The organism is Neptunomonas sp., from assembly GCF_041601355.1.
Lineage (GTDB): Bacteria > Pseudomonadota > Gammaproteobacteria > Pseudomonadales > Balneatricaceae > Neptunomonas.
The window spans coordinates 19,583-41,671 of sequence record NZ_JBFIIH010000001.1 but is presented as its reverse complement, the minus strand read 5'-3'; the positions used below and the strand labels follow the sequence as shown (position 1 = coordinate 41,671).

The 22,089-nt window shown below is 47.7% G+C and carries 27 protein-coding genes; 6 read left to right on the top strand and 21 right to left on the bottom strand.

What is annotated here, in order from left to right; genetic code table 11:
- The first annotated feature begins 4 nt into the window (after positions 1-4).
- Positions 5-250, top strand: coding sequence for a YfhL family 4Fe-4S dicluster ferredoxin (locus tag ABY436_RS00235; protein WP_372737018.1), 246 nt, complete (start codon positions 5-7; stop codon positions 248-250).
- Positions 251-351: 101 nt separating this feature from the next.
- On the opposite strand, the gene rluF is transcribed toward ABY436_RS00235, so the two are convergent.
- Entirely contained in the window at positions 352-1,206 is an 855-nt protein-coding gene (rluF, locus tag ABY436_RS00230; RefSeq protein WP_372737017.1) for a 23S rRNA pseudouridine(2604) synthase RluF, read from the bottom strand.
- Positions 1,207-1,346: 140 nt separating this feature from the next.
- Here rluF and ABY436_RS00225 point away from each other — a divergent pair, with 140 nt between their 5' ends.
- A complete protein-coding gene (locus ABY436_RS00225; protein WP_372737016.1) occupies positions 1,347-2,204 on the top strand; it encodes a PA4780 family RIO1-like protein kinase in 858 nt (285 codons plus the stop codon).
- A 64-nt stretch (positions 2,205-2,268) separates the two neighbouring features.
- Here ABY436_RS00225 and ABY436_RS00220 read toward each other — a convergent pair whose 3' ends face one another.
- From ABY436_RS00220 to ABY436_RS00210, 3 genes are all read right to left on the bottom strand, one after another.
- Positions 2,269-2,796, bottom strand: coding sequence for a DUF501 domain-containing protein (locus ABY436_RS00220; protein WP_372737015.1), 528 nt, complete (start codon positions 2,794-2,796; stop codon positions 2,269-2,271).
- Between the two features lie 62 nt (positions 2,797-2,858).
- The gene (gene recG, locus ABY436_RS00215) at positions 2,859-4,943 is read right to left on the bottom strand and encodes an ATP-dependent DNA helicase RecG (protein ID WP_372737014.1); all 2,085 of its coding nucleotides are present in this window, start codon (positions 4,941-4,943) and stop codon (positions 2,859-2,861) included.
- Between the two features lie 4 nt (positions 4,944-4,947).
- Complete coding sequence (locus tag ABY436_RS00210) at positions 4,948-5,874, bottom strand: hydrogen peroxide-inducible genes activator (protein WP_372737013.1); 927 nt, start codon at positions 5,872-5,874, stop codon at positions 4,948-4,950.
- A 60-nt stretch (positions 5,875-5,934) separates the two neighbouring features.
- On the opposite strand from ABY436_RS00210, the gene ABY436_RS00205 reads away from it, so the two are divergent.
- Positions 5,935-6,789 carry an SDR family oxidoreductase gene (locus ABY436_RS00205; RefSeq protein ID WP_372737012.1) on the top strand — a complete coding sequence of 285 codons (855 nt, stop codon included), beginning with the start codon at positions 5,935-5,937 and terminating at the stop codon, positions 6,787-6,789.
- Between the two features lie 42 nt (positions 6,790-6,831).
- Here ABY436_RS00205 and ABY436_RS00200 read toward each other — a convergent pair whose 3' ends face one another.
- The 3 genes from ABY436_RS00200 to ABY436_RS00190 form a co-directional block, all read right to left on the bottom strand.
- On the bottom strand, positions 6,832-7,368 hold the full coding sequence (locus ABY436_RS00200) for a hypothetical protein (protein WP_372737011.1): 537 nt from the start codon (positions 7,366-7,368) through the stop codon (positions 6,832-6,834).
- Positions 7,369-7,651: 283 nt separating this feature from the next.
- Positions 7,652-7,891, bottom strand: coding sequence for a GlsB/YeaQ/YmgE family stress response membrane protein (locus ABY436_RS00195; protein WP_372737010.1), 240 nt, complete (start codon positions 7,889-7,891; stop codon positions 7,652-7,654).
- Between the two features lie 108 nt (positions 7,892-7,999).
- Positions 8,000-8,341, bottom strand: a complete 342-nt coding sequence (locus ABY436_RS00190) for a hypothetical protein (protein ID WP_372737055.1) — start codon at positions 8,339-8,341, stop codon at positions 8,000-8,002.
- A gap of 199 nt (positions 8,342-8,540) precedes the next feature.
- On the opposite strand from ABY436_RS00190, the gene ABY436_RS00185 reads away from it, so the two are divergent.
- Positions 8,541-9,368 carry a tetratricopeptide repeat protein gene (locus tag ABY436_RS00185; RefSeq protein WP_372737009.1) on the top strand — a complete coding sequence of 276 codons (828 nt, stop codon included), beginning with the start codon at positions 8,541-8,543 and terminating at the stop codon, positions 9,366-9,368.
- A 6-nt stretch (positions 9,369-9,374) separates the two neighbouring features.
- Here ABY436_RS00185 and ABY436_RS00180 read toward each other — a convergent pair whose 3' ends face one another.
- The 14 genes from ABY436_RS00180 to ABY436_RS00115 all read right to left on the bottom strand — a co-directional run bounded on the left by ABY436_RS00180 (position 9,375) and on the right by ABY436_RS00115 (position 20,898).
- A complete protein-coding gene (locus ABY436_RS00180) occupies positions 9,375-10,259 on the bottom strand; it encodes a DMT family transporter (protein WP_372737008.1) in 885 nt (294 codons plus the stop codon).
- Between the two features lie 251 nt (positions 10,260-10,510).
- Positions 10,511-10,765: a ribosomal protein L7/L12 gene (locus ABY436_RS00175; protein WP_372737007.1), complete on the bottom strand. Its 255-nt coding sequence runs from the start codon at positions 10,763-10,765 to the stop codon at positions 10,511-10,513.
- A gap of 149 nt (positions 10,766-10,914) precedes the next feature.
- On the bottom strand, positions 10,915-11,223 hold the full coding sequence (locus ABY436_RS00170; RefSeq protein ID WP_372737006.1) for a DUF2007 domain-containing protein: 309 nt from the start codon (positions 11,221-11,223) through the stop codon (positions 10,915-10,917).
- Positions 11,224-11,377: 154 nt separating this feature from the next.
- Positions 11,378-11,677 (bottom strand): type II toxin-antitoxin system RelE/ParE family toxin, encoded by a 300-nt coding sequence (locus tag ABY436_RS00165; protein ID WP_372737005.1) that lies wholly within the window; start codon positions 11,675-11,677, stop codon positions 11,378-11,380.
- The gene (locus ABY436_RS00160; RefSeq protein ID WP_372737004.1) at positions 11,678-11,947 is read right to left on the bottom strand and encodes a type II toxin-antitoxin system Phd/YefM family antitoxin; all 270 of its coding nucleotides are present in this window, start codon (positions 11,945-11,947) and stop codon (positions 11,678-11,680) included.
- A gap of 262 nt (positions 11,948-12,209) precedes the next feature.
- A complete protein-coding gene (locus tag ABY436_RS00155; RefSeq protein ID WP_372737003.1) occupies positions 12,210-12,929 on the bottom strand; it encodes an ABC transporter permease in 720 nt (239 codons plus the stop codon).
- The gene (locus ABY436_RS00150) at positions 12,926-13,618 is read right to left on the bottom strand and encodes an ABC transporter permease (RefSeq protein WP_372737002.1); all 693 of its coding nucleotides are present in this window, start codon (positions 13,616-13,618) and stop codon (positions 12,926-12,928) included. Before ABY436_RS00150 ends, ABY436_RS00155 begins: the two co-directional genes overlap by 4 nt.
- A gap of 84 nt (positions 13,619-13,702) precedes the next feature.
- Positions 13,703-14,479, bottom strand: coding sequence for an ABC transporter substrate-binding protein (locus ABY436_RS00145; protein ID WP_372737001.1), 777 nt, complete (start codon positions 14,477-14,479; stop codon positions 13,703-13,705).
- A gap of 61 nt (positions 14,480-14,540) precedes the next feature.
- Complete coding sequence (locus ABY436_RS00140) at positions 14,541-15,314, bottom strand: ABC transporter ATP-binding protein (protein ID WP_372737000.1); 774 nt, start codon at positions 15,312-15,314, stop codon at positions 14,541-14,543.
- A 227-nt stretch (positions 15,315-15,541) separates the two neighbouring features.
- Entirely contained in the window at positions 15,542-17,743 is a 2,202-nt protein-coding gene (gene ppk1 / locus ABY436_RS00135) for a polyphosphate kinase 1 (protein ID WP_372736999.1), read from the bottom strand.
- A 28-nt stretch (positions 17,744-17,771) separates the two neighbouring features.
- Positions 17,772-18,782, bottom strand: a complete 1,011-nt coding sequence (gene hemB / locus ABY436_RS00130; protein WP_372736998.1) for a porphobilinogen synthase — start codon at positions 18,780-18,782, stop codon at positions 17,772-17,774.
- A 160-nt stretch (positions 18,783-18,942) separates the two neighbouring features.
- Positions 18,943-19,497: a biotin transporter BioY gene (locus tag ABY436_RS00125; protein WP_372736997.1), complete on the bottom strand. Its 555-nt coding sequence runs from the start codon at positions 19,495-19,497 to the stop codon at positions 18,943-18,945.
- Positions 19,484-20,134: an energy-coupling factor transporter transmembrane protein EcfT gene (locus tag ABY436_RS00120; RefSeq protein ID WP_372736996.1), complete on the bottom strand. Its 651-nt coding sequence runs from the start codon at positions 20,132-20,134 to the stop codon at positions 19,484-19,486. Before ABY436_RS00120 ends, ABY436_RS00125 begins: the two co-directional genes overlap by 14 nt.
- Complete coding sequence (locus tag ABY436_RS00115) at positions 20,134-20,898, bottom strand: energy-coupling factor ABC transporter ATP-binding protein (protein WP_372736995.1); 765 nt, start codon at positions 20,896-20,898, stop codon at positions 20,134-20,136. Before ABY436_RS00115 ends, ABY436_RS00120 begins: the two co-directional genes overlap by 1 nt.
- A gap of 198 nt (positions 20,899-21,096) precedes the next feature.
- Between ABY436_RS00115 and elbB the strand changes: the two genes are divergently transcribed.
- The gene (elbB, locus tag ABY436_RS00110) at positions 21,097-21,750 is read left to right on the top strand and encodes an isoprenoid biosynthesis glyoxalase ElbB (RefSeq protein WP_372736994.1); all 654 of its coding nucleotides are present in this window, start codon (positions 21,097-21,099) and stop codon (positions 21,748-21,750) included.
- A 60-nt stretch (positions 21,751-21,810) separates the two neighbouring features.
- Entirely contained in the window at positions 21,811-22,089 is a 279-nt protein-coding gene (locus tag ABY436_RS00105; protein WP_372736993.1) for a peptidylprolyl isomerase, read from the top strand.

Genomic DNA, 22,089 nt, shown 5'->3' with positions numbered 1-22,089 from the left:
CAACATGGCATTAATTATTACTGACGAATGCATCAACTGCGATGTATGCGAACCTGAATGCCCGAATGAAGCCATTGCTCCGGGCGAAGAGATCTATGAAATTGATCCTAACAAATGCACCGAGTGCGTAGGTCACTACGACACACCACAATGTGTTGAAGTGTGCCCGGTTGACTGTATTCCAAAAGATCCTGATCATGTGGAAACTGAAGATCAACTGATGGAGAAATATACTAAGCTGACTTCTTAGTCGCTACGTATGTAATCATCAGAGTAAAAAAGCAGGCCCACTTCGTTGTGCCTGCTTTTTTTTGTTTGTGATCCGCATTAAGCTCTAGAAAGACACCCGCTTTACCGGCTACCTGATTTTCGCGTTGCGTTTCGATTCACCCGCTTAGACGCAGATCTGCCCGGCTGGCCAGCACCTGATGTATTAACTTTCACCGCTGCTGTCGTTGTTTGAGCGTTCACAGCCGTTTTATTCGATGTTGCTACCGCGCGATTAATTTCAGCAAGCTCGCCACTGCTTAAATCCCGCCATTGGCCTGGCCTCAGCCCTGCTAACTGAACATTCATGATACGCGTGCGTTTTAGCTTAGTGACGTCGTAACCCAAATACTCACACATACGCCGAATTTGCCGATTGAGACCTTGCGTTAAGATGATTTTAAAAACAAACCGACTTTGAATCGTTACCCTGCAAGGCTTGGTAACCGTATCCAGAATAGGCACGCCTTGCGACATCCGCTCAACAAAACGCTCATTTAATGGTTTATTAACGGTAACGACATATTCCTTATCATGAGCATTTTCTGCACGCAGGATTTTATTGACAATATCGCCATCACTGGTCAGGAAAATCAGCCCCTCTGATGGCTTATCAAGTCGCCCTATCGGAAAAATTCGCTGCGAATGGCCAATCGCATCGATAATATTGCCTTTAATGTGCCGCTCGGTGGTACACGTAATACCTACCGGCTTATGGTAAGCTATATAAACACGATCAGATTTATTATCTGCAGTGGCATGAATTTGTTTTCCATCAACGAACACTTTATCTGTCGGAGTAACTTTTGTACCCAATTCAGGCTGTTTACCGTTGATGGTAACGCGCTTTTGTTCAATTAATTTATCAGCCTCACGTCGGGAGCAAAAACCTGACTCACTGATATATTTATTGAGGCGTTTTTCAGAAAGGTCGCTCACTATATTTCCCAACTATTTAACTTCTCGACTAAGCTAATTAAAACATAACGCGTAGTACAGAAGCAGTTTTGTCTATACAAAACTGCGATAATTTTGGCTGACGCAAATCATACCATGAAAGAATAAGGTACAAGGGTGCCATGAAAGCTCCAAAACGATTACAGCCCCTAATTGAAGACGGCTTGATAGACGAGGTTCTACGACCGCTGATGAGCGGCAAAGAAGCCGATGTTTTTGTCGTACGCTGCGGCACAGAAGTACGCTGCGCCAAAATATACAAAGAAGCCAACAAACGAGGCTTTAAACAGGCCGCACAGTATCAGGAAGGCCGTAAAGTCCGTAACAGCCGCCGCGCTCGTGCGATGGAAAAAGGCTCTAAATTTGGTCGCCATCAACAAGAAGAGACCTGGCAAAATGCAGAGGTAGATGCGCTCTATCGTCTGGCAGATGCCGGCGTCAGAGTTCCGCAGCCATTTGGTTGCTTCGATGGCGTCTTATTAATGGAACTGGTCACTGACAATGATGGCCATGTCGCTCCTCGCCTGAATGATGTGGCACTCACCTTAGAGCAAGCCCTGGAAGATCATGCCGTTGTCATGCATTACGTCATGCTGATGCTATGCGCCGGCTTAGTCCACGGCGACTTGTCAGAATTTAATGTGTTAGTTGATTCATACGGCCCGGTGATTATCGATCTGCCACAAGCCGTTGATGCAGCAGCCAACAACAATGCTCAGAAAATGCTGACGCGAGACGTCAACAATATGACGGCATACTATGCTCAATACGCGCCCGAATTATTAGATACCCGCTATGCACAAGAAATGTGGGCACTCTTTGAGAACGGCGACCTACAACCTGACGTTGAGCTAACCGGACTGTTTGCAGAAAGTACAGAAGCGGCGGATGTTGATACTGTTTTACAGGAGATCAAAGCAGCCTGGCTGGAAGAACAGGAACGGATCGAACGAATCCAGGATGCAGAAGAATCTACCTGATATAACTTACTTTTTATAAACTACAGGCTCAGTAAGTACATGGCGACTTGCTGAGCGCTAAGGCTTATTGAGAGTAGCGCCTGAGATTCAACTCAAACTCCTGATCCATTAACGCACCAATCACATTACCCTCGGCCAGATGGTGCGCATACTGCATATGCAAGCATCTGACTTTATCCCATTGGGAAATCCCACCAATACCGTAGCGTGTAAACATTTCGGTGAAGCCAAGCGCCTCTATGCGCGCTTTATCCTCCGCCAGCATTAAATCCCAGCGACGCGCCACATAGTCTTTCTGGTTTTGAAGGTAGGCGTCTCTTAGCTCCGCATCTGCCTGCAAGCGACTTTCTATCTCTTTAACCCAGCCTTTACCTTCAATCTGACCAATCGCTTTGCACAGATCTTTAGAAGAGAGCCAGTAAAGCGTAGGAAAGGGTACATCATCCAGCAACGAGCGCATCTGCAACACCAAAGGAACTCCCTCAGGATTTGCCACGGCTACTTTAATGAGCCCTTTAGGTTCACGCCCAATCTGTCCGGTAATCACAGCCAACTGTTGTTCTGAAACGCTCACATAAACCAAATCAATCACCTTTATTAAAAAACCTTATAAAAAAGCTTAGAAGAACTTCTTAAAGCTTCTTTAAAAACAGCTTATACATGACCATATTCATCATGATGGCCTAACCAGCGACGCGTTACCGCCTGCATGATTTCGGGTTGATTCGACAGCTGATTTGCCGCCTGTCGGACACGGTCGAGTAAATCAGCATCACGCTGCAGATCGGCAATACGAAACTGCATCATACCGGTCTGTCGAGTGCCAAGAATTTCCCCGGGCCCACGCAACTCCAGATCCTTTTCAGCAATACGGAATCCATCGGTTGTTTCCCGCATTACCGCCAGACGCTCACGTCCCTGTTTTGACAGTGGCGCATGGTACATCAGAACACAGTAACTTTCGACTGAACCACGCCCGACCCGTCCACGCAGCTGATGCAACTGTGACAAGCCTAAGCGTTCGGGGTTTTCAATAATCATGACACTCGCATTGGGCACATCCACACCCACCTCGATTACCGTAGTAGCCACCAGCAGATCCAGTTCAGCGGCTTTAAAAAGACGCATGATCTCAGTTTTTTCCTGTGCTTTCATGCGGCCATGCACTAAACCGATACGTAACTCGGGTAGTAGCTCCTTAAGCGTCACTTCGGCCACTTCCGCCGCCTGGCATTGCAATGCTTCTGATTCCTCAATCAAGGTACAGACCCAATAGGCCTGACGGCCTTCAGCACAAGCGACGCGCACCCGCTCAATCACCTGATCACGACGCGAATCTTCAATGACGACAGTATTCACCGGCGTGCGGCCCGGAGGCAGTTCATCAATCACCGAGCAATCCAGGTCTGCATAAGCACTCATAGTTAAGGTACGCGGAATAGGCGTTGCCGTCATAATCAACTGATGCGGGCTGCGTCTTCCATCGCGGCCTTTTTCGCGCAGGCTCAAGCGCTGATGCACACCAAAGCGATGCTGCTCATCAATCACCGCCAAGCCAAGGTTATAAAACCTGACCTCTTCCTGAAACAACGCATGCGTACCAATAACAATCTGCGCGGATCCATCAGCAATAGCCGCCAACTGTGCTACCCGCTGCTTACCTTTGACCTTACCGGCCAACCACGCCAACTTAATCCCTAATGGCTCCATCCACTGTGAGAAATTGATAAAGTGCTGTTCAGCTAAAATTTCGGTGGGTGCCATCACGGCAGCCTGGTAGCCATTTTCGACTGTTTGCAGTGCGGCCAAGGCGGCCACAACCGTTTTACCCGACCCCACATCACCCTGCACCAAACGCAACATAGGTAATGGTTTAGTCAGGTCAGCCGACACTTCCTCACCCACCCGCTGCTGTGCCGTCGTCAATCGAAAGGGCAACTGCGTTAAAAACTCAGCCGTTAACTGATGCCTGGGCGGTAACAAAGGGGCTCCGTTTTCCTGAACCTTATGGCGTAACTGTAACAATGTCAGATGGTGCGCCAATAACTCTTCAAATGCTAAACGCCGCTGTGCAGGGTGCAGCCCTTGCAGAAGAAGATGCTGATTCGCATCGACTGGCGGTGCATGCAAATAGATCAGCGAGGCTTTCAGTTCAGGTAAACGCCATTGACGTCGTACAGACTCCGGTAACAGCTCAGACACACTGCCTGTTTCCAGCCAGGTTAGCGCTTGCTGCACTAATGTCCGCACTCTGGATTGCTGCAGCCCCTCCGTCATCGGATAGATGGGAGTCAGGCTTTCTTCAACAGGCGTCAAGCCTTGTGCATTACTGGCGCGGTATTCGGGATGTACCATCTCCAATCCGCCGGGCCCTGGGCGAACTTCACCAAAACACCGCACCTCGCTACCTACCGCTAATGTGTTTTTTTGTGCTGCAGAAAAATGAAAAAAGCGCAGCGTCAGTGTTCCGGCACTGCCGTCCTGAATCCGGCACAACAAACTACGACGCCGTCCCATCTGGATATCTGAGGCTACAACGGTCCCCTGAATCACACACTCATCACCAGGACGTAATGTCCCTATTGGTATGATACGGGTGCGATCCTGATAGCGTGTCGGCAAGTGGAATAACAGATCCTGAATCGAAATAATCCCCAGACGCTGCAACTTCAGCGCCAGCGCGGCACCTACACCCTTTAATGCCGTTACCGCAGGAGAATTACTAAAAGAGCTCTGCACCTTGCTACGCAGCCCCTTTGTCAGTACTCAGCGGGTTGCTCATCTGACTACGACCGATCGCATCCACCAACACATCGATCGCTTTAGAGCGTGGAAAACTTGCTCGCCAGGCAACCGCAACCGTTCGGGTTGGCTGAGGTGATTTGAAAGGCTTAGTGACAACAAGCTCTGATTGATAATAGCCATTAGTAGCCGACATCGGTAATACGCTGGAACCCAAGCCACTCGCCACCATCATACGGATGGTTTCCAGAGAACTTCCCTCGGTTACGCCGCTTTGATGCTGGATAGCCTGCTGCAGTGTCGGACAAGACTCGAGCACCTGATCACGGAAACAATGACCTTCACCCAGCAACAATAACTCGGTGCTCGACAAATTCGTCGCATCAATCATTTTTTGTTCACACCACGGATGCTGCTTAGGTAATAACATCACAAAGGGCTCTTGATAGAGGGTGCGCACCACCACATCCGTCTCTTCGAAAGGCAGAGCAATAATAATCGCGTCCAGCTCACCATTACGCAGTTTCTCGCGCAAGCGTGCTGTAAAGTTCTCTTCGATGTACAGCGGCATATGCGGTGCCAGCTCTTGTACCTCAGGCACCAGATGAGGAAACAGGTAAGGCCCAATCGTATAGATAGCACCGACCCGCAAGGGTGTACGCAACTGGTCCTTGCCCACCTGCGCCAGATCCTTAATCGTTTCGGCTTGCTGTAACACCTTATGGGCCTGCTCGATGACGATCTTGCCAACATCGGTTACCTTAACGGAATTTTTACTGCGCTCAAATAGTGCAACACCCAGCTCCTCTTCCAGCTTTTTAACCGCAATCGACAATGTCGGCTGGCTGACAAAACATTTTTCGGCAGCGTGCCCAAAATGCTGTTCTTTTGCCAGTGTCACGATATAACGCAATTCGGTGAGCGTCATTGCTCAAATCCTCTGTTATTATGCAGCTTCTGAAACAGGCTTCTTAAACAGGAGTGTTCAATGAGCAAGCTGCGTATCCTTATAGCGGGCTGTGGTGATGTTGGCAGCGCACTGGGAGTTCTATTATCTGCCCAGGGCCATCACGTGTATGGTTTAAAGCGTACTATAAACCAGCTTCCCGACTGCATCCATGCAATTTCAGCCGACCTCTGCGATAAAGAGACACTATCAGACTTACCAGACACCGATATCTTAGTCTATTGCGCCGCCGCAACGGGGCGTAGTGAAAGCGCTTACCAGCAAGCGTACATTGATGGTCTGGAAAACATCTACTCAGCACTGCCTGCGCCACCCAGACACCTGTTTTTCACATCCAGTACCAGCGTCTATGCCCAATATCAGCATGAGTGGGTCGACGAGCAATCGCCCACGCAGCCCGACCAGCCATCCGGACTGATAATGCGACGGGCAGAACAACAAGTGCTGGATAAAGAAAATGCCACCGTAGTGCGTTTTAGTGGTATTTACGGGCCGGGCAGAAATCATCTGATCAACACCGTGCTCGCTGGCGCGATCGCGCCGCAAAATCCACTTCATTACAGCAACCGAATCCACCGGGACGACTGCGCCGGAGTGCTTGCGCACCTGATACAGAAGGTCAATACAGGTAATCTGATAGAACCGATATACCTTGCCAGCGATCCAAACCCCACCCCTATTCATGACATCACCGCCTGGTTGGCAGAACAACTCAATACAAAAATCATGCAGGAAACGCCGATCAGGCGCGGGGGCAGCAAGCGCTGTAACAGCCAGCGCCTGCAGCAGTCCGGATATGAGTTTCTGTATCCGGACTTTAAAGCAGGGTTTCAGGCAGGACTCAAAGAAAAGTTAGTCCGCCCTATCGATCAATAGACACTAAACAAGAGTTTGTTGATCACTGAAAAGCAGTACTTATCACTTAGAAAGACGCTGAATAATACGTTTGTAGGTATCTTTCAGCTCTTCAGTGACAATCTTGGTTTTAGCGACAAACTCTTCAGATGTATCTTTGGTATCATCGGCGATATCCGAGACTTTCTCTTTTAGCAACTCCCACTTTTTTTCTGTTTCAGCAAACTCTTGTTTGGCTTCCATTGACGCCAGATGCATCTTTACGATTATTTCATCTCGTTCCGTTTTGAGCTTTTCGTACAACTCGCCTAACTCATCTTGCACAAAAGACGCCTTCTCAGAACAATAAGGCCCTAAACGGTTATAAGTTTCCTCAAGCTCTTTGCATTCAGATTTGGCTTTATCGATAAATGCCGCTGTCGCATCTTGTGAATCTTCCGCAATATGTGCTGCTTTAGTTTTTAAATGCTCCCATTTCTTTTCAGCTTCCTGGAACTCATCCTGAGCTTCCATAGAAGCCAGATGTGATTTAACGATGATTTCATCGCGCTCAGCTTTGAGCTTTTCAAATAGATGTTCAAACTCTTTTTTAACAGACATAACAAGCCTCTACATGTCGTGGTCAAGTATTTCCGAATACAATGAAACAGGCGTATTAGAAAATATTAACGACGATCTTAATAACCCTTTAATATCTATCCTTATAACAGATTCAAGTTCGATAAAAATGGCCAGCAGCACTCAAAAACAATTAAAAAGTAATGAGATTTTGAAGCGAAATTCACAAACCTATTGGGTTCGATTCCAGATAATCATTAATGAGACTCCCATGTGAACAGCGAAGCTGATGAACAATCCCGAGTCTGATTTTAGTCGTTTGGTTTTATTTCTTTATCAGACCGACAACATAAAGCAACAGAACAGCTCCTGCGGTTGCAGTAACAATTGAGCCGACCATCCCTACTGCAGAAATCCCAATCAATGAAAACACGAATCCCCCAACCACGGAGCCGACAATACCCACGGCGATATTACCTAACAGCCCAAAACCGCGGCCTTTCATGAACGTACCCGCCAACCAACCAGCCAATGCACCAATGGCTAAAAAAATAATAATGTCCATTCCCATCTCCTTTATTGAAAAAAAATGAAATTAAGTGAAAGCACCAGAATGAGTTAATCATCGCTAGCATGGACCCAAAGCCGCTAGAATGCACTCAAAGTCGATAGATCAAAGCCGGTAAATAGTGACACCATACAACACTGAACAACATAGCAGCAGGAACAAAACACCTGGGCGAATCTTTTGCAGAAACCGTGGCAAACACTTTGGGTTAACTACGTATGCCGACGTAAGCAACATCAAACAACCCGAGACTAAGGCAGCAACACCCCAAAACTCATTCAGATGACGCAAGGCATACCAAAACACATTCCAGCTTCCTGCAGCAAACACCACGAGGGCCAATGTATTTCTGAACCATGCAGGTAATTTCTGCAATTTACGCAATACCGGTAATCGGGTAGCCAACAGCACACCCGTCAGCATGCTTCCCGCCATAATTGTTCCCATTGGAAGCACACGCTTCTCCTTATCTAAATAGTATTGGTTGTCAGATTTTGTGCATCAAGGCACCAAAATAAGTGCCCGACTCTTATTGAGTCATAAAATAGTTCTTCAGTTCAATTTTTACTGCTGATCAGTTGCTGTATAAATTATGTACTCCCTGAAAATTGCATCACATCCAGTTGATAAACGGCGAGGGCTAAACATGCCGAACAATACATTGATTAAGTTCATCGCGCCCCTCTTGGTAACATTTCCCTTGATAACCTTATCTGCTGTTGCTGCACAGGCAGAAGAGCTCGACCTATACGAGATTATACGCAACCCGGTGATTGGCAATTATAAAGGCTATGCCGAGTTCAAAATGGGGCACTACGACAACGCACGCGCCATCTGGGAAGCACTTGAAGAAAAGGGCAACGGACAGGCTGGCTTTAATCTTGGCATCTTATATGAGGACGGACTCGGCGTAGAACAAAGCAATCAACAAGCTATAGCGCACTACGAAAAAGCAGCGCAAGCAGGCAGCGGTAAAGCGCAATACCGTTTAGGGCTGCTTTATTCTGCGGGTATTAAAACCCCAAAAGATGATGTAAAAGCGGATAAATGGCTGGCCGCTGCTGCCGCACAAGGCGACGAGGATGCAGCCGCATTGCTTGAACAACGCAGCAGTAGCGAAATAAGCCAACGTGATAAAGAATTTTTCAATGCCGAAAACCTGCACGCCGCCGCGCAATATAAAGAAGCCGCCGCTATCTGGCAGCAACTTACCAACGCTGGAGACACACGTTCCCGCACACGCCTGGCCTGGATGTATGAAGCAGGTCAGGGTATGCCCCGCGACCTTGATAAAGCCGCTATCCTTTTCAAACAATCAGCAGACGAAGGCGATGCCGAAGCACAATATGCACTCGCCGTGATGCTACAAACAGGCAAAGGACAAACTCAAAATTCAGAAGCCGCACAAAAATGGTTACAACGTGCCGCCGTGCAAGATTATGGACCCGCGAAAGAGGCGCTCGCCAGGGACTGAGACCACTTATTTGATTAACGCACGTAAAACCTGTCGCACACTGCGCCAACGACTAACCAACAACGCACTAAAAATAACCGCACAACCGCCTAACTGCATGCCGGTCATTGTCTCTCCAAACCACAAAGCCGCCAACATAGCGGCCCAAACCGGCTCCAGCGTCATAATCACCGCTGCATTACTCGCGGTGGATAAGCTTTGCGCCCACACCTGCATAAAAAATCGCAAGCTGGTCGCAATAAAGATACTCGCGATCATCCACATCCAGATCGACGCAGGCCAATCAAACGACCAGGGCTCAGCCGCCCACGACACAGGTAATGCCACCAGGCCAACAACTACCAACTGAATGGCAGCCAGCGCAATAGGTGATGTTTTGGCAGCTGCACGACTATTCAAGACGAATGTAAACGCGAACAAGACTGCCGCACACAAAAAAGACAGCTCGCCCCAACCCATCTCAAATTGGCTATCCAGTGCCAAAAGAGCGAGACCGACAGCCGCCACCGGAAGCGATGCCCAAACTGCCCGATTAGCACGCTCACCAAACAACATCGCGACAATGGGCACCAACACAGCGCCTAAACAGCTTAAAAAAGCCCCGACCCCCAGATGCTGCGCATGCTGAAGCCCGAGAATCCAAAACATCATGGCCATAGAAAAAGACAAACCGACCAACGCCGTGCTTAAAATGCCACGTCGATCAAGTGCCCGCAGCGCCTGCCAACCGAACATCATCAAAATCAGCCCGGCAAACAGAAACCTCAAACCGATAAATAATAAAGGAGGCATGCCAGCCAGCGCTTCCTTAGAAAAAATCCACCCCGATGCAGCGAGCAACGTCACGACAAGAAGCATCAGATCTGATTTAAGAGCATTCGATTGATTCACAACATATATCTCAATAGGCTATTGAAGCGCTGCTATCATATCAGGGTTAACTCCATTCAGAGGAATAAGTTAAAAGCCTGAGATACTGTAGAATAAAGGTTTAAAGCCTCGGCGAGGCACACAATTAACAAAGACAGGAAGCACTATGCACCGGACTATCTGCCTCTCCGGCGAAATACACACCGACTGGCGTCAGCAAACTTCTTGGGAGTTAGCGTTTAACCGACTGCATGTTAGCTTTAATACTCGTATTAACTCTTGAAAAACATATACACCAAATAAATTATCAACCCGACAAAAAGCAGCTTAGCCACACTAAAGTTACTATCGACCTTCTGAACAGGCCCGCCTTGTGGTGCATTCTCATCGACATAGCGATCAACCAACGCTTTCGCTTCGTTAAGGCCGATGCCCCTTATTGATCTCAGCGCTTTGATTGCATCGATTTTTCTTCCCGCATTTAACGCCGTTAATACTTCGGGCTCAAACTCAGCACTTTCACTCATTTATAGTCCCATTATTAATATCTTTATAGCAGCACTGCGGGCCATACTACCTCAATAAAGCAGACCTCGCTAAAGGCATATAATATTGAGTGTAGTCTGCGAATACAGGCTGAACAAAAAAATTATTATGCAGGATCAACAGGATCGCTTTACCCGTTTCGCTGCTGGCAATTCCAGCATATTTCAAAAGAAGGGTCGTTCGTTTCTGAACAATTCTGACAAACCCACTCAACAGCGCTTTCGCCGCTAAATGATTTTTCGATAATGTTGAGAGCGCGCTCAAAATCTGAATCCCTGAAGATCCAGACCTCAGGCCAGGCATCAAAGGCAGATGTCTCACCAACGGCCCCTTGTGCAAACTCATTCTTAAGAAACGCAGCAATGCCCTCTGCCTCAATAAGGTTTTTAGCATTGCTTACTAAGAATGGGTTCTCATTGGTATAAACCAGCTTCATCATTGAGCCCTCTCACGCTACAACTGAAAACTACTAAATTTCCACTTCTATTTGCGTGATGTCAATTCCTGAAGGGTTAATCACATTATGTTCAACCCTGGTACTGGTTTTTAAGGCGCTAAAATGTGGTTGTAGAGAAATAAGCAGCCCAGCTCAATTAAGCCGAATTGCTTGGGAAACTAAGCAGCCTTTCGCTGCGCCAGACTCTGACAATTTTTATTGAAATAGACTCACGCAAGTAAACAATTCTAAAAGGAGGATGAATGAGTTCGCGGATATGCTCATCGTTAAATTCTGGAACAGCCCTACCTATATCAGGATGCTGAGCCAGCGTCTCTATATGTTCTACGATAGCAATAACAAAACCTTCCCCAATATGTGGAACGCCTTGATCCAAATAATAATTTTTGATGCTTTCAAGATCTTCAACAGCAGATTTAGAGAAGGAAATATTCACTTACTGGATACCTAGCCTCTTTTTTACATCCTTAATATCAGAAACATCACCATCCTTCAGGTCCATTAAGCCCTGCGCTACAGCCCGGACAAAAGCCAGCTCCTCTCTATCACTTTCATAGTCTTCCAAACCCTGTACTACGGCCACTCCGCGGCCACGGCTCGTTAAAAGAACAGGCCGGTGCGTGTCTTTAGCATGATTTACCACTTTACCAGGATTAACCTTAAGGTCTGTAAGAGGGACTACATCTTCAGAAAATTTAATTGGCATAACAACCCTACCCTTTCCTTAAAGACCTGTTTATAGCACCTGTTAATAGCTATTGTCAAAATAGAAAATCGATTCAGAAAAGCAAAAATGCAGATCTTTCATTTTGAAAATTTCGCCCAGTAGTGCATTCAACTTCTGGCGATCACACAATTGTCATGCATTCAGCAGTTGGTTGTTAATACGAAGGGGGTTTTATCACTAAACAGCAGGCAATAAAAAGCGGCCATTTGGCCGCTGATGAAAGCTATATTGTTTGTATTTACTAAGGCTTATCAACATTTAGCTGATCGACATTCGGTTTGTAGTATTGGTAGCGATTGAAGCGATTTTCCATTAAGCGGAATAAACCAATTACAACGGCAGCCATGACCAGATATATAACACCTGCAGCGGTGAACAGTTCTACCGGTGTATAGGTGCGTGCCTGGATAGTACGCGCCATGCCGGTGAGATCCAGCAATGTAATAGTAGAGGCCAACGCGCTACTTTTCAGCATCAACACGACTTCGTTACCGTATGCAGGTAAAGCGATGCCGAATGCTCGCGGTATAACGATACGCCGCGTTTTCAGCAACCAGTTCATACCAAAAGCGTCTGCCGCTTCCAGCTCGCCTTTTGGAATCGCTTGTATTGCCCCCCGGAACAATTCTGCGCTGTAAGCAGCCGTGTTGAGCGTAAAGGCGATGATGGCACACCAATAAGGTTCCTTAAGCACTACCCATAATACTGAGTCACGTACGGCTTCAAACTGGGAGGCGCCGTAGTAGATCAGGAATATCTGTATCAGCAATGGCGTACCACGGAAGAAGTAGATAAAACAGAACGGGAAAACGCTTACCCACGGTGTTTTTGAGGCGCGCAACAAAGCGATCGGCACGGCCATCATCACACCAATAACACCTGAAATAATCACTAGTTCCAGCGTCAGCAGTGCGCCTTCCAGCAATTTTGGATAGTACTGAATAATAACTTCCCAATTCATCCTTTATACCTCAACTGCGGTGTGCAGGCTCGCTCCATCCAGAGTGTGCCGGCTGTCGCGATTGCCGTCAGTATCAGATAGATGCAAGCAGCCGCCAGATAAAATGTGAACGGTTCTTTGGTGGAGCTAATCGCGGTAGTGGCTTGACGGATAATATCTTGCAAACCAACCACCGACACCAAAGCGGTATCTTTCAGCAATACCTGGAATAAATTACCTAATCCGGGCAGTGCCACACGCCACACTTGCGGAAGAATAATACGGAAGAAGGTTTTTCCCCGCGTCATCCCCAATGCTTGAGCAGACTCCCATTGCCCCTGAGGAATAGAGAGGATCGCCATCCGGAAGACTTCGGTTGCATATGCACCAAAGGCGATAGACAGTGCGGCCACTCCCGCCATAAACGGATTCACTTCGATGTATTCATCGTAACCAAACATGCTGGCAAGGCCCATGACCAAGGCCGATCCACCAAAGTAAATAGCGAACACAATTAACAGCTCAGGGATACCACGAATCAGCGTGGTATACGTGATCGCTATTGCACGAAGCACCTTGTATTTTGATAACTTGGCGGCTGCACCTAACAAACCGAAAACCAGGCCTAACGATAAACTGACCAGTGCCAGTTTGACGGTGACCCATGTTCCAGCCAATAACAGGTGACCAAACCCATGCAGATCTATCACGTTATTATTCTCTTGAAGCGGGAGGTTAGTGGACTATCCATTATTTACAATGCGCGAGCAGTTATCGCTCGCGCATTGAGCTGATCAATAGATAGAAAACGGGAAATACTTAGCGTTGATGGTGTCATAAGTACCGTTTTCAACAATCGCTTTTAGTGCTTTGTTGAATTTCGCTTTCAGTTCATCCTGACCGTGGCGAATGGCAATTCCGATTTTATCCACAGATTCTGTTTTAATGGTTTCGCCCTTGAACTCAAACCCTTGCCCTTCATCTGTACGTAACCAGTCATAGGCAGGAAATTTGTCGGATACTAAACCATCTAAACGGCCTGTTGCCATATCCAGATAAGCATTATCCTGGGTGTCATACAATTTTACAGAAACGACATCACCGAGTTCATCTTCCAGATACTGACCTGCAACGGTGGCACGCTGTGCTCCCAGTGTTTTACCTTTAAGCGATGCTTTATCGGTTTTCAGTTCAACTCCTTTAGGACCAACAAATGCCAATGCGTTGGTGTAATAAGGATCGGTAAAATCGACAGCCTGTAAACGTTCTTCAGTGATCGACATAGAAGCAACAATCGCATCAAATTTACGACCTTTCAGCGCAGGGATCATGCCATCCCAGTCCTGTTCAACGATGGTGCAGTCTGCTTTCATCTCGGCACACAACGCTTTAGCAATTTCGACATCAAAGCCGATCAGCTCGCCTTGTTCATTTTTCATATTGAAAGGCGCATAAGCCCCTTCAGTAGCGATACGGATCTTATCGCCGGCAAAAGCCTGGGTTCCGATTAATGTACCGGCAAATGCGCCAGCGACAAGCGTAACAGCTGCAATAATTTTACGAACACTCATCAGGTTTCTCTCTATATTATGAATAATTACTATAGTTATACTCGTTTGTGTGGAGCCGGAATCAGTTGTGGCTGGACATAAAGTCACGTACACGTTGTGATTTCGGGTTGTCAAACACTTGCTCCGGTGTCCCTATCTCTTCTATCTGTCCCTGATGCAAAAATACTACCTGGCTGGATACATCACGCGCGAAACGCATCTCGTGCGTAACGATTAACATGGTTCTGCCCTCTTCTGCCAATTCACGCATAACGCTAAGCACTTCGTTTACCAATTCAGGATCCAATGCAGACGTCGGCTCATCAAACAACAATACCTGCGGATCCATTGCCAACGCGCGGGCTATGGCAACACGCTGTTGCTGGCCGCCTGAAAGATTACCCGGATAAGCATCTTTCTTTTCGTATAGCCCTACTTTTTTCAGCAAACCTTCGGCACGCTCAACCGCCTGTGCACGAGACTGTTTTAACACATTCATTGGTGCTTCGATAATATTACCGAGGATGGTTTTATGCGGCCAGAGATTGAAGTTTTGAAAAACGAATCCGATACGCGAGCGCATATCTTCGAGTTGCTTGCGGTTTTCTGCTTCCAGCTCACCCGATTTACCGGCTTTAAGCTTCAGCTCTTCACCGCCGATAATCACCCGGCCTTTCGCGGGTTGTTCCAGCAGATTGATGCAACGCAGTAAGGTACTTTTGCCTGATCCACTTGAACCGAGAATAGAGATCACATCCCCGTCTTTCGCTTTTAGTGAAACCCCCTTCAGCACTTCAAGACTTCCATAGGACTTATGAATATCGGTCAATTCGAGCGCGAGCGAGCTATCAGACATAGTGTTTTCCATTAATGGGCGCATAATTGATCAGTAAACAGATCATAATACGCCACCTTATTTCTTATATGAAACATTTGGCTTGTGGTCATATATTTCCCGATCTGAATTAAAAACGCAACGCCAGGGCCCTTTTCCGTCGGTGGTTTGTCTGAAAACTCTAAAAAAAGGTCGCCATAACGAAAAAGAACGCCCGACAATGGCGTTCTTACATCTGTGGAATAAGCCTAACTGGCAAAATCGCGTAATAATTGCTGTTGCGCGCTAAAAGGTTCGACACCTTCTTCAGGCGCTAAGAGCGTATAGCTACCGTCGGCTTTCAACTCCCAGCTCTGAGTGTTATCAGCGAGGTAGTAATCCAACTCTTTTTTGACCCTGTCGCCCTGCTTACCCGTAACCGGAAAACAGGTTTCTACACGGTGTAACATGTTTCGCTCCATCCAGTCTGCACTGGCACAAAGGACATGAGGCTTGCCATTGTTACCGAAATAATAGACGCGTGTATGTTCCAGAAAACGTCCGATTATCGAGCGTACCGTGATATTTTCTGATATCCCCGGCAAGCCAGGCCGCAAACGACACATACCACGAATGATCAGTTCGATCTTCACTCCTGCCTGCGAGGCTTCATATAAAGCACGAATCAACTTAGGATCCGTCAAACCGTTCACTTTAATAATAATATGACCGGGTTTTCCGTTGGAGGCCAGTTTCGCCTCATGTTGAATCATCTCCAGCATTTTGGCATGCAGGGTAAAGGGCGCATTATAGAGCTTCTTAAGTCGCTGGATTTTACCCATGCCGGTTAGCTGCTGAAATACCTTATGTACATCTTCTCCGATCTCATCATTTGAGGTGAGGTAACTGTAGTCGGTATATAAACGAGCTGTGCCCGAGTGGTAGTTCCCTGTTCCCAAATGGCAATAACGTACCAGTTTGGTGCCTTCCCGGCGTACGATCAGCATCGCTTTGGCATGGGTTTTATAACCCACAACGCCGTATACCACCAGACAACCGGCTTCTTGTAACCGACTGGCCAGGTGCAGGTTACTCTCTTCATCGAAACGGGCGCGTAGCTCAATAATAACGGTAACTTCTTTACCGGCACGCGCCGCTTCTACCAAGGCATTAACGATATCGGACTTATCGCCGGTACGATAAAGGGTTTGTTTAATCGCTATGACATCCGGATCTTTCGCCGCCTTCATCAACAGATCGACGACCGGCGTAAATGACTGGAATGGGTGCATCAGTAGTTGGTCACTCGCTTTCAGTGCCTGAAAAACATCAACATCTTTCTCTTTTTTCAATTTTCCCGGCACACCAGGAGAGAAAGGAGGCCATCTCAGGTCTTGCCTATCCACCAGATCCCGCACCGCCATCAGACGCGTCAGGTTTACCGGCCCATCCACTTTATAAACCTGCTCTTCATCCAGGTTGTACTCTTTCTTAATAAACTCTATCAACTCTTCGGGTGTACGGTTATCTATTTCCAAACGTACCGCATCGCCGTATTTCCGTGAATGTAATTCACCACGTAGCGTACGCGCCAGATCGTCCATCTCTTCAAAATCAAAGGTTAAATCCGCATTTCGGGTAATTCGGAACTGGTAACAACCCAGCACGGTCATGCCAGGAAACAGTTCTGCCGCACACTCATGTATCACAGAGGAAAGGAAAATCAGGTTTTCGCCCGACTCACACAGCTCATCAGGTAAACGGATCAAGCGGGGTAATGATCGCGGCGCAGGAATTATCGCCAGTCCGGTTTCACGACCAAACGCATCTTTTCCGTCCAGTTGGACTATAAAGTTAAGACTTTTATTCACCAGACGTGGAAATGGATGCGCAGGGTCAAGACCGATAGGGCTGATGACCGGTACGACTTTTTCTTCAAAGAATGTCTTGATCCATTCCAACTGATCGGGTGTCCAGTCACGGCGGCGCAAGAAATGGATGCCCTGCTGTTCCATTTCAGGAAACATGATCTCGTTGAGAATACGGTATTGGCGGTCAACGTTAATCAGAGAGATCTCACGGATCTTTTCCAGCACCTTTTTCGGATACATCGCATCCGGCCCAACGGTCTCGCGCCCATACTTGAGCTGACGCAACTGGTCCGCTACACGGATTTCGAAAAACTCATCCAAATTGCTGGAGAAGATCAGCAGAAACATCAACCGTTCGAGCAATGGATAACGTACATCCAGCGCTTGCTCCAGCACTCTGACGTTAAACTGAAGATGACTGAGCTCTCGATTGATATAGAGTTCGGGGGCTTTAAGATCAACCGGCTCTACCTCAACGGGATGATCCACCGTGGGCAAAATCTCGCGGCTATCCACCAGTGCCTGCGCAGCCTGATTTTGCAATATCTCTTCACTCATCGTCGCGACCTGTTCATCAATCGCCGTTACCTTCCCAGTCATTTTAGCCTCCAGTATAGTGAGAGAGTGCCTATTCGTTCATCAGTTGTGCCGCTCGTTTCGCGAAGTATGTCAGGACACCATCAGCACCCGCACGTTTAAATGCCAGCAACGACTCCATCATCACACTCCGCTCATCCAACCAGCCATTTTGAAAAGCAGCCATATGCATCGCATATTCACCACTCACCTGATAAGCGAAAGTCGGTACTTTAAATTCTTCTTTAACCCGGCGCACAATATCCAGGTAAGGCATGCCCGGTTTAACCATGACCATGTCTGCACCCTCAGCCAGATCCAAACCCACTTCATGCAGGGCTTCGTCACTATTGGCAGGATCCATCTGATAGCTGTTTTTATTACTTTTACCCAGATTGCCCGCAGAACCCACTGCATCCCGGAAAGGGCCATAGTAAGCACTCGCATACTTAGCAGAATAGGCCATGATTAGTGTGTTCACATGGCCATCTTCTTCCAACGCTTCACGAATACCACCAATACGGCCATCCATCATATCACTGGGAGCAACCACATCAGCACCGGCTGCCGCATGCGATAGCGCCTGTTGAATAAGCGCTTCTACCGTACGGTCATTGAGTACATAACCCGCATCATCAATGATGCCGTCCTGCCCATGAGTTGTGAATGGATCCAGTGCCACATCAGTAATAATGCCTAAATCAGGACACGCATCTTTAATCGCTTTAACCGCTCGTTGTGCCAGGCCATCCGGGTTATAAGCTTCTTCCGCAAATTCAGATTTAGCCGATGCAGGTGTTACCGGAAACAGCGCCATCGCGGGCACTCCTAACGCAGCAATTTCTTTGGCTTCTTTTACCAGCAGATCAATACTCATGCGTTGCACGCCGGGCATGGAAGCAACGCTTTCTAAGCTATTACTGCCTTCAATAACAAAGACAGGGTAGATGAGATCATTGGGGGTCAGCTGATTTTCCCGCATTAAACGGCGCGAAAAGCTCTCGGCACGCATGCGTCGCATACGCGTTTCGGGAAAAAAGCGCTGACTATCATTAAAAGCCACGGTTATATCCTTTTAATCTGAGTAATTTTAACTAAATCTATATGACAAACTGATGACAAACGCCATGCTGATTTGACTCCACGCTACCGCCTGACATGGTGTAGAACAGTCTATATTCTTAATATTAACGCATAACGGATAATATTTAATATGACAGAAATCAGCGTGAAGGGATAATGCCCGGCATCGCGCGGGCAACAGACTGCGCAATTAATGCTGCAATCAGCGCTTTAATCAGATCACCCGGAATAAAGACTAATATAGCTTTAGTTGCCCCCGCAAAAGTCAAAGAGGTCATCGCCACCATACCGGGAATACCAAACGCATAAAGCACCAGAATCCCGCCAACGACTGATGCAATAAAAACCCCGACAAATAAACTCGTCTTTTTCAGCAGCTGCATCATCAATCCGGTTACCAGAGCAGCAAATGGAAAGCCAATGATGAAACCGACCGTTGGACCAGCAAACACACCCAGTCCACCGCGACCACCCGCTAACAACGGTGCTCCCAAAGCAACCACCAAAATAAACAACGCTACCGCTAAAAATCCACGCACAGGCCCCAACATCACACCCGCTAACATTAAACCTAATGTCTGAGCCGTCAGTGGGACCCCCCCGGCTACCGGAATATTAAACTTAGGCAGTAACCCCAACGCGGCAATCAACGCAGCATAGAGTGCGATCTGCACCAGGGTTTTATCTTTGTTCATTGTTTGTTATCTCCTGATTTATTTGCGGTCGAACAGTGATGCCACTGCTACCTCCGCGTGCGGTTAATGCTTCGGCAACATGATCTGATAAGCGAATTGCCTGGATAATAAGAGGGACTATTAAGCGCCATTTGTGCTTTCTGCCACCACGGGCACGCCATGCTTCGTCAAGATTATTCATCACCATGACCAGCACAGGCGCAAAACGCACCATTAATGCCACGGCCAGCGCCAGCGAGCGTGCAGAAATACCCAACCACTGAAACGGCCGAAAAACGGGTTGCAGTGCAGCCATCATGTCACTCATACGGGTTGTCAGGGTAATCAGGTTGGCCAACAGAAACATAATCACCAGACGCAGTACTGAGACACTGCCCTCATAAAGGGACGCCGCCCAGAGATGAAACAGCATAATAACCGCCAGAAAAGGCAGCAGCGGCCTGAGCATCTCAAGATGCCGCCAGCCACGATCACCCAAAGTGGTATATAGCAATCCCGTAGCCAGCAGCAGCGCTATCATCAGATCAAGCCGCACAACGGGCAAGATCATCATGCTGCAGCCTGCCAGCAAACCGAGCTTGATACCGGCAGGCCAACGATGCAGCCAGCTGGGATGAGAAAGATACAGACTGATCATCAGTCGTTTACACTGCTATTGACGGCGTCGATATAACGGCTAATGACCTCATCCGGCGTGCCATCTGCGCGGATCTGACCTTTTTCCATCCAGATCAGGCGGTCAAATTCATCATAAACGCTCAGATCATGACTAATCAGCAAAACATGCGTGTCGCTGTTGTGGATAAGCTGCAGTAACAAGCGACGTGTCGGCAGATCTAGCGACGAAAACGGCTCATCTAATATCAGTAAACGCGGCTTCATGATCAAAACAGCCAGAATACAGACTCGCTGTTTCTGTCCTTCGGATAACTGCGTCACCGGCCGGTCTGCCCATGACTCGATACCCTGTTCACGCAACAAAGCCAATGCAGAAGCACGCGCCTCCTGTGTCGTCTGGCCCAGTTGTTCGCAACCAAATGCCAGCTCTTCGGCCACCGTAGGAAAGATCATTTGGTGATCCGGGTTCTGAAAAATAAAGCCTACCAGCGCCGGCATCAATGCCGCTTGTTTAACCGTATCATAGCCAAATACTGAGACGCGCCCCTGCTCCGGCATCATCAGCCCGTTAAGCAAACGCACCAGAGTACTTTTTCCAGAGCCGTTATTGCCTATCAGTCCTACACGTTTTTCATCCCAGCGCAGCGAAATTTGCTGAAAGAAAGGATCACCCGCGCGTTGCAGATCGACCTGCTCGATACAAATGTGTTCCGACTGCTCCGGATGAAGCGGGGCTTCTTCATGTGGAATATAATTTTTTTGCTTACGAGCGAACCAAGCCACTATCGTGTCACTGTTTCAACAAAGAGGGCCGCGATTATAACCCCCATGCCTGAACATGAAAATCTAAAGCATTAAACTCAAGTCACTTATACCCTGATGCGGGTAGTGATATGCTTTTAACAATCTTGCTGTGCACTTTATAAGATGAATTACAAAATAATGTACAGCTCACATATACCTGATACTGAGGGCTCAAAAATGAAAAAGATCGCCGTTATTTTATCCGGCTGCGGTGTATTCGATGGATCAGAGATTTACGAGTCTGTTTTAACCCTACTGCGGATTGCCCAACAGGGAAACGAATATCAATGCATGGCACCTGACATTGAACAGTTGCATGTGATCAATCATTTAACAGGCGAAGTCGCTGAAGGAGAGAGCAGAAATGTTTTGCTTGAAGCCGCGCGCCTCGCCAGAGGTGAAATTATTAACCTGGCCACAGCTAACCCTGACGATTACGATGCGTTGATTTTTCCCGGCGGATTTGGTGCGGCGAAGAACCTTTGCGACTTTGCTGTTAAGGGTGCCGATGCCCGAATCAATGCAGATGTGAAAAGCTTTGCCCAGGCCATCCACACAGCAGGCAAACCGGTCGGTCTTATCTGCATTGCGCCCGCAATGACACCGCTGATTTTCGGCGAAGGCGCTACCTGTACCATTGGCACGGATAACGACACGGCCAGCGCTATCGAGGCCATGGGCGGCAAGCACCAGAACTGCCCGGTCAATGATATTGTGATCGATCAGGAACGCAACATCATCAGCACACCCGCTTATATGCTGGCCGGCTCCATTACCGAAGCAGCCAGCGGCATTAACAAGCTGGTTGATGAAGTGCTACAGCGGGCTTAATTAAAAAGCTACAGCGGGCTAATTAAAAGACCTTATTTAATCAAAGAGAGTTGCTGACGAATGGCAAAAGCATGTGCGCGACATATCTTGGTGAAAACTAAAGAGCAAGCCGAAAAGCTCAAGCTACAACTGGCAAAGGGTGCAGACTTTGCAACGCTGGCGAAAAAACATTCGCTATGCAACTCCGCTAAACGCGGCGGAGACCTCGGAGAATTCAGCCCCGGCACCATGCTGAAAGCATTTGATAACGTGGTGTTCAAAAAGCCCTTATTAACCGTGCATGGGCCGGTAAAAACCAAATTCGGTTTTCACTTAATTGAAACGATTTATCGTACTTAG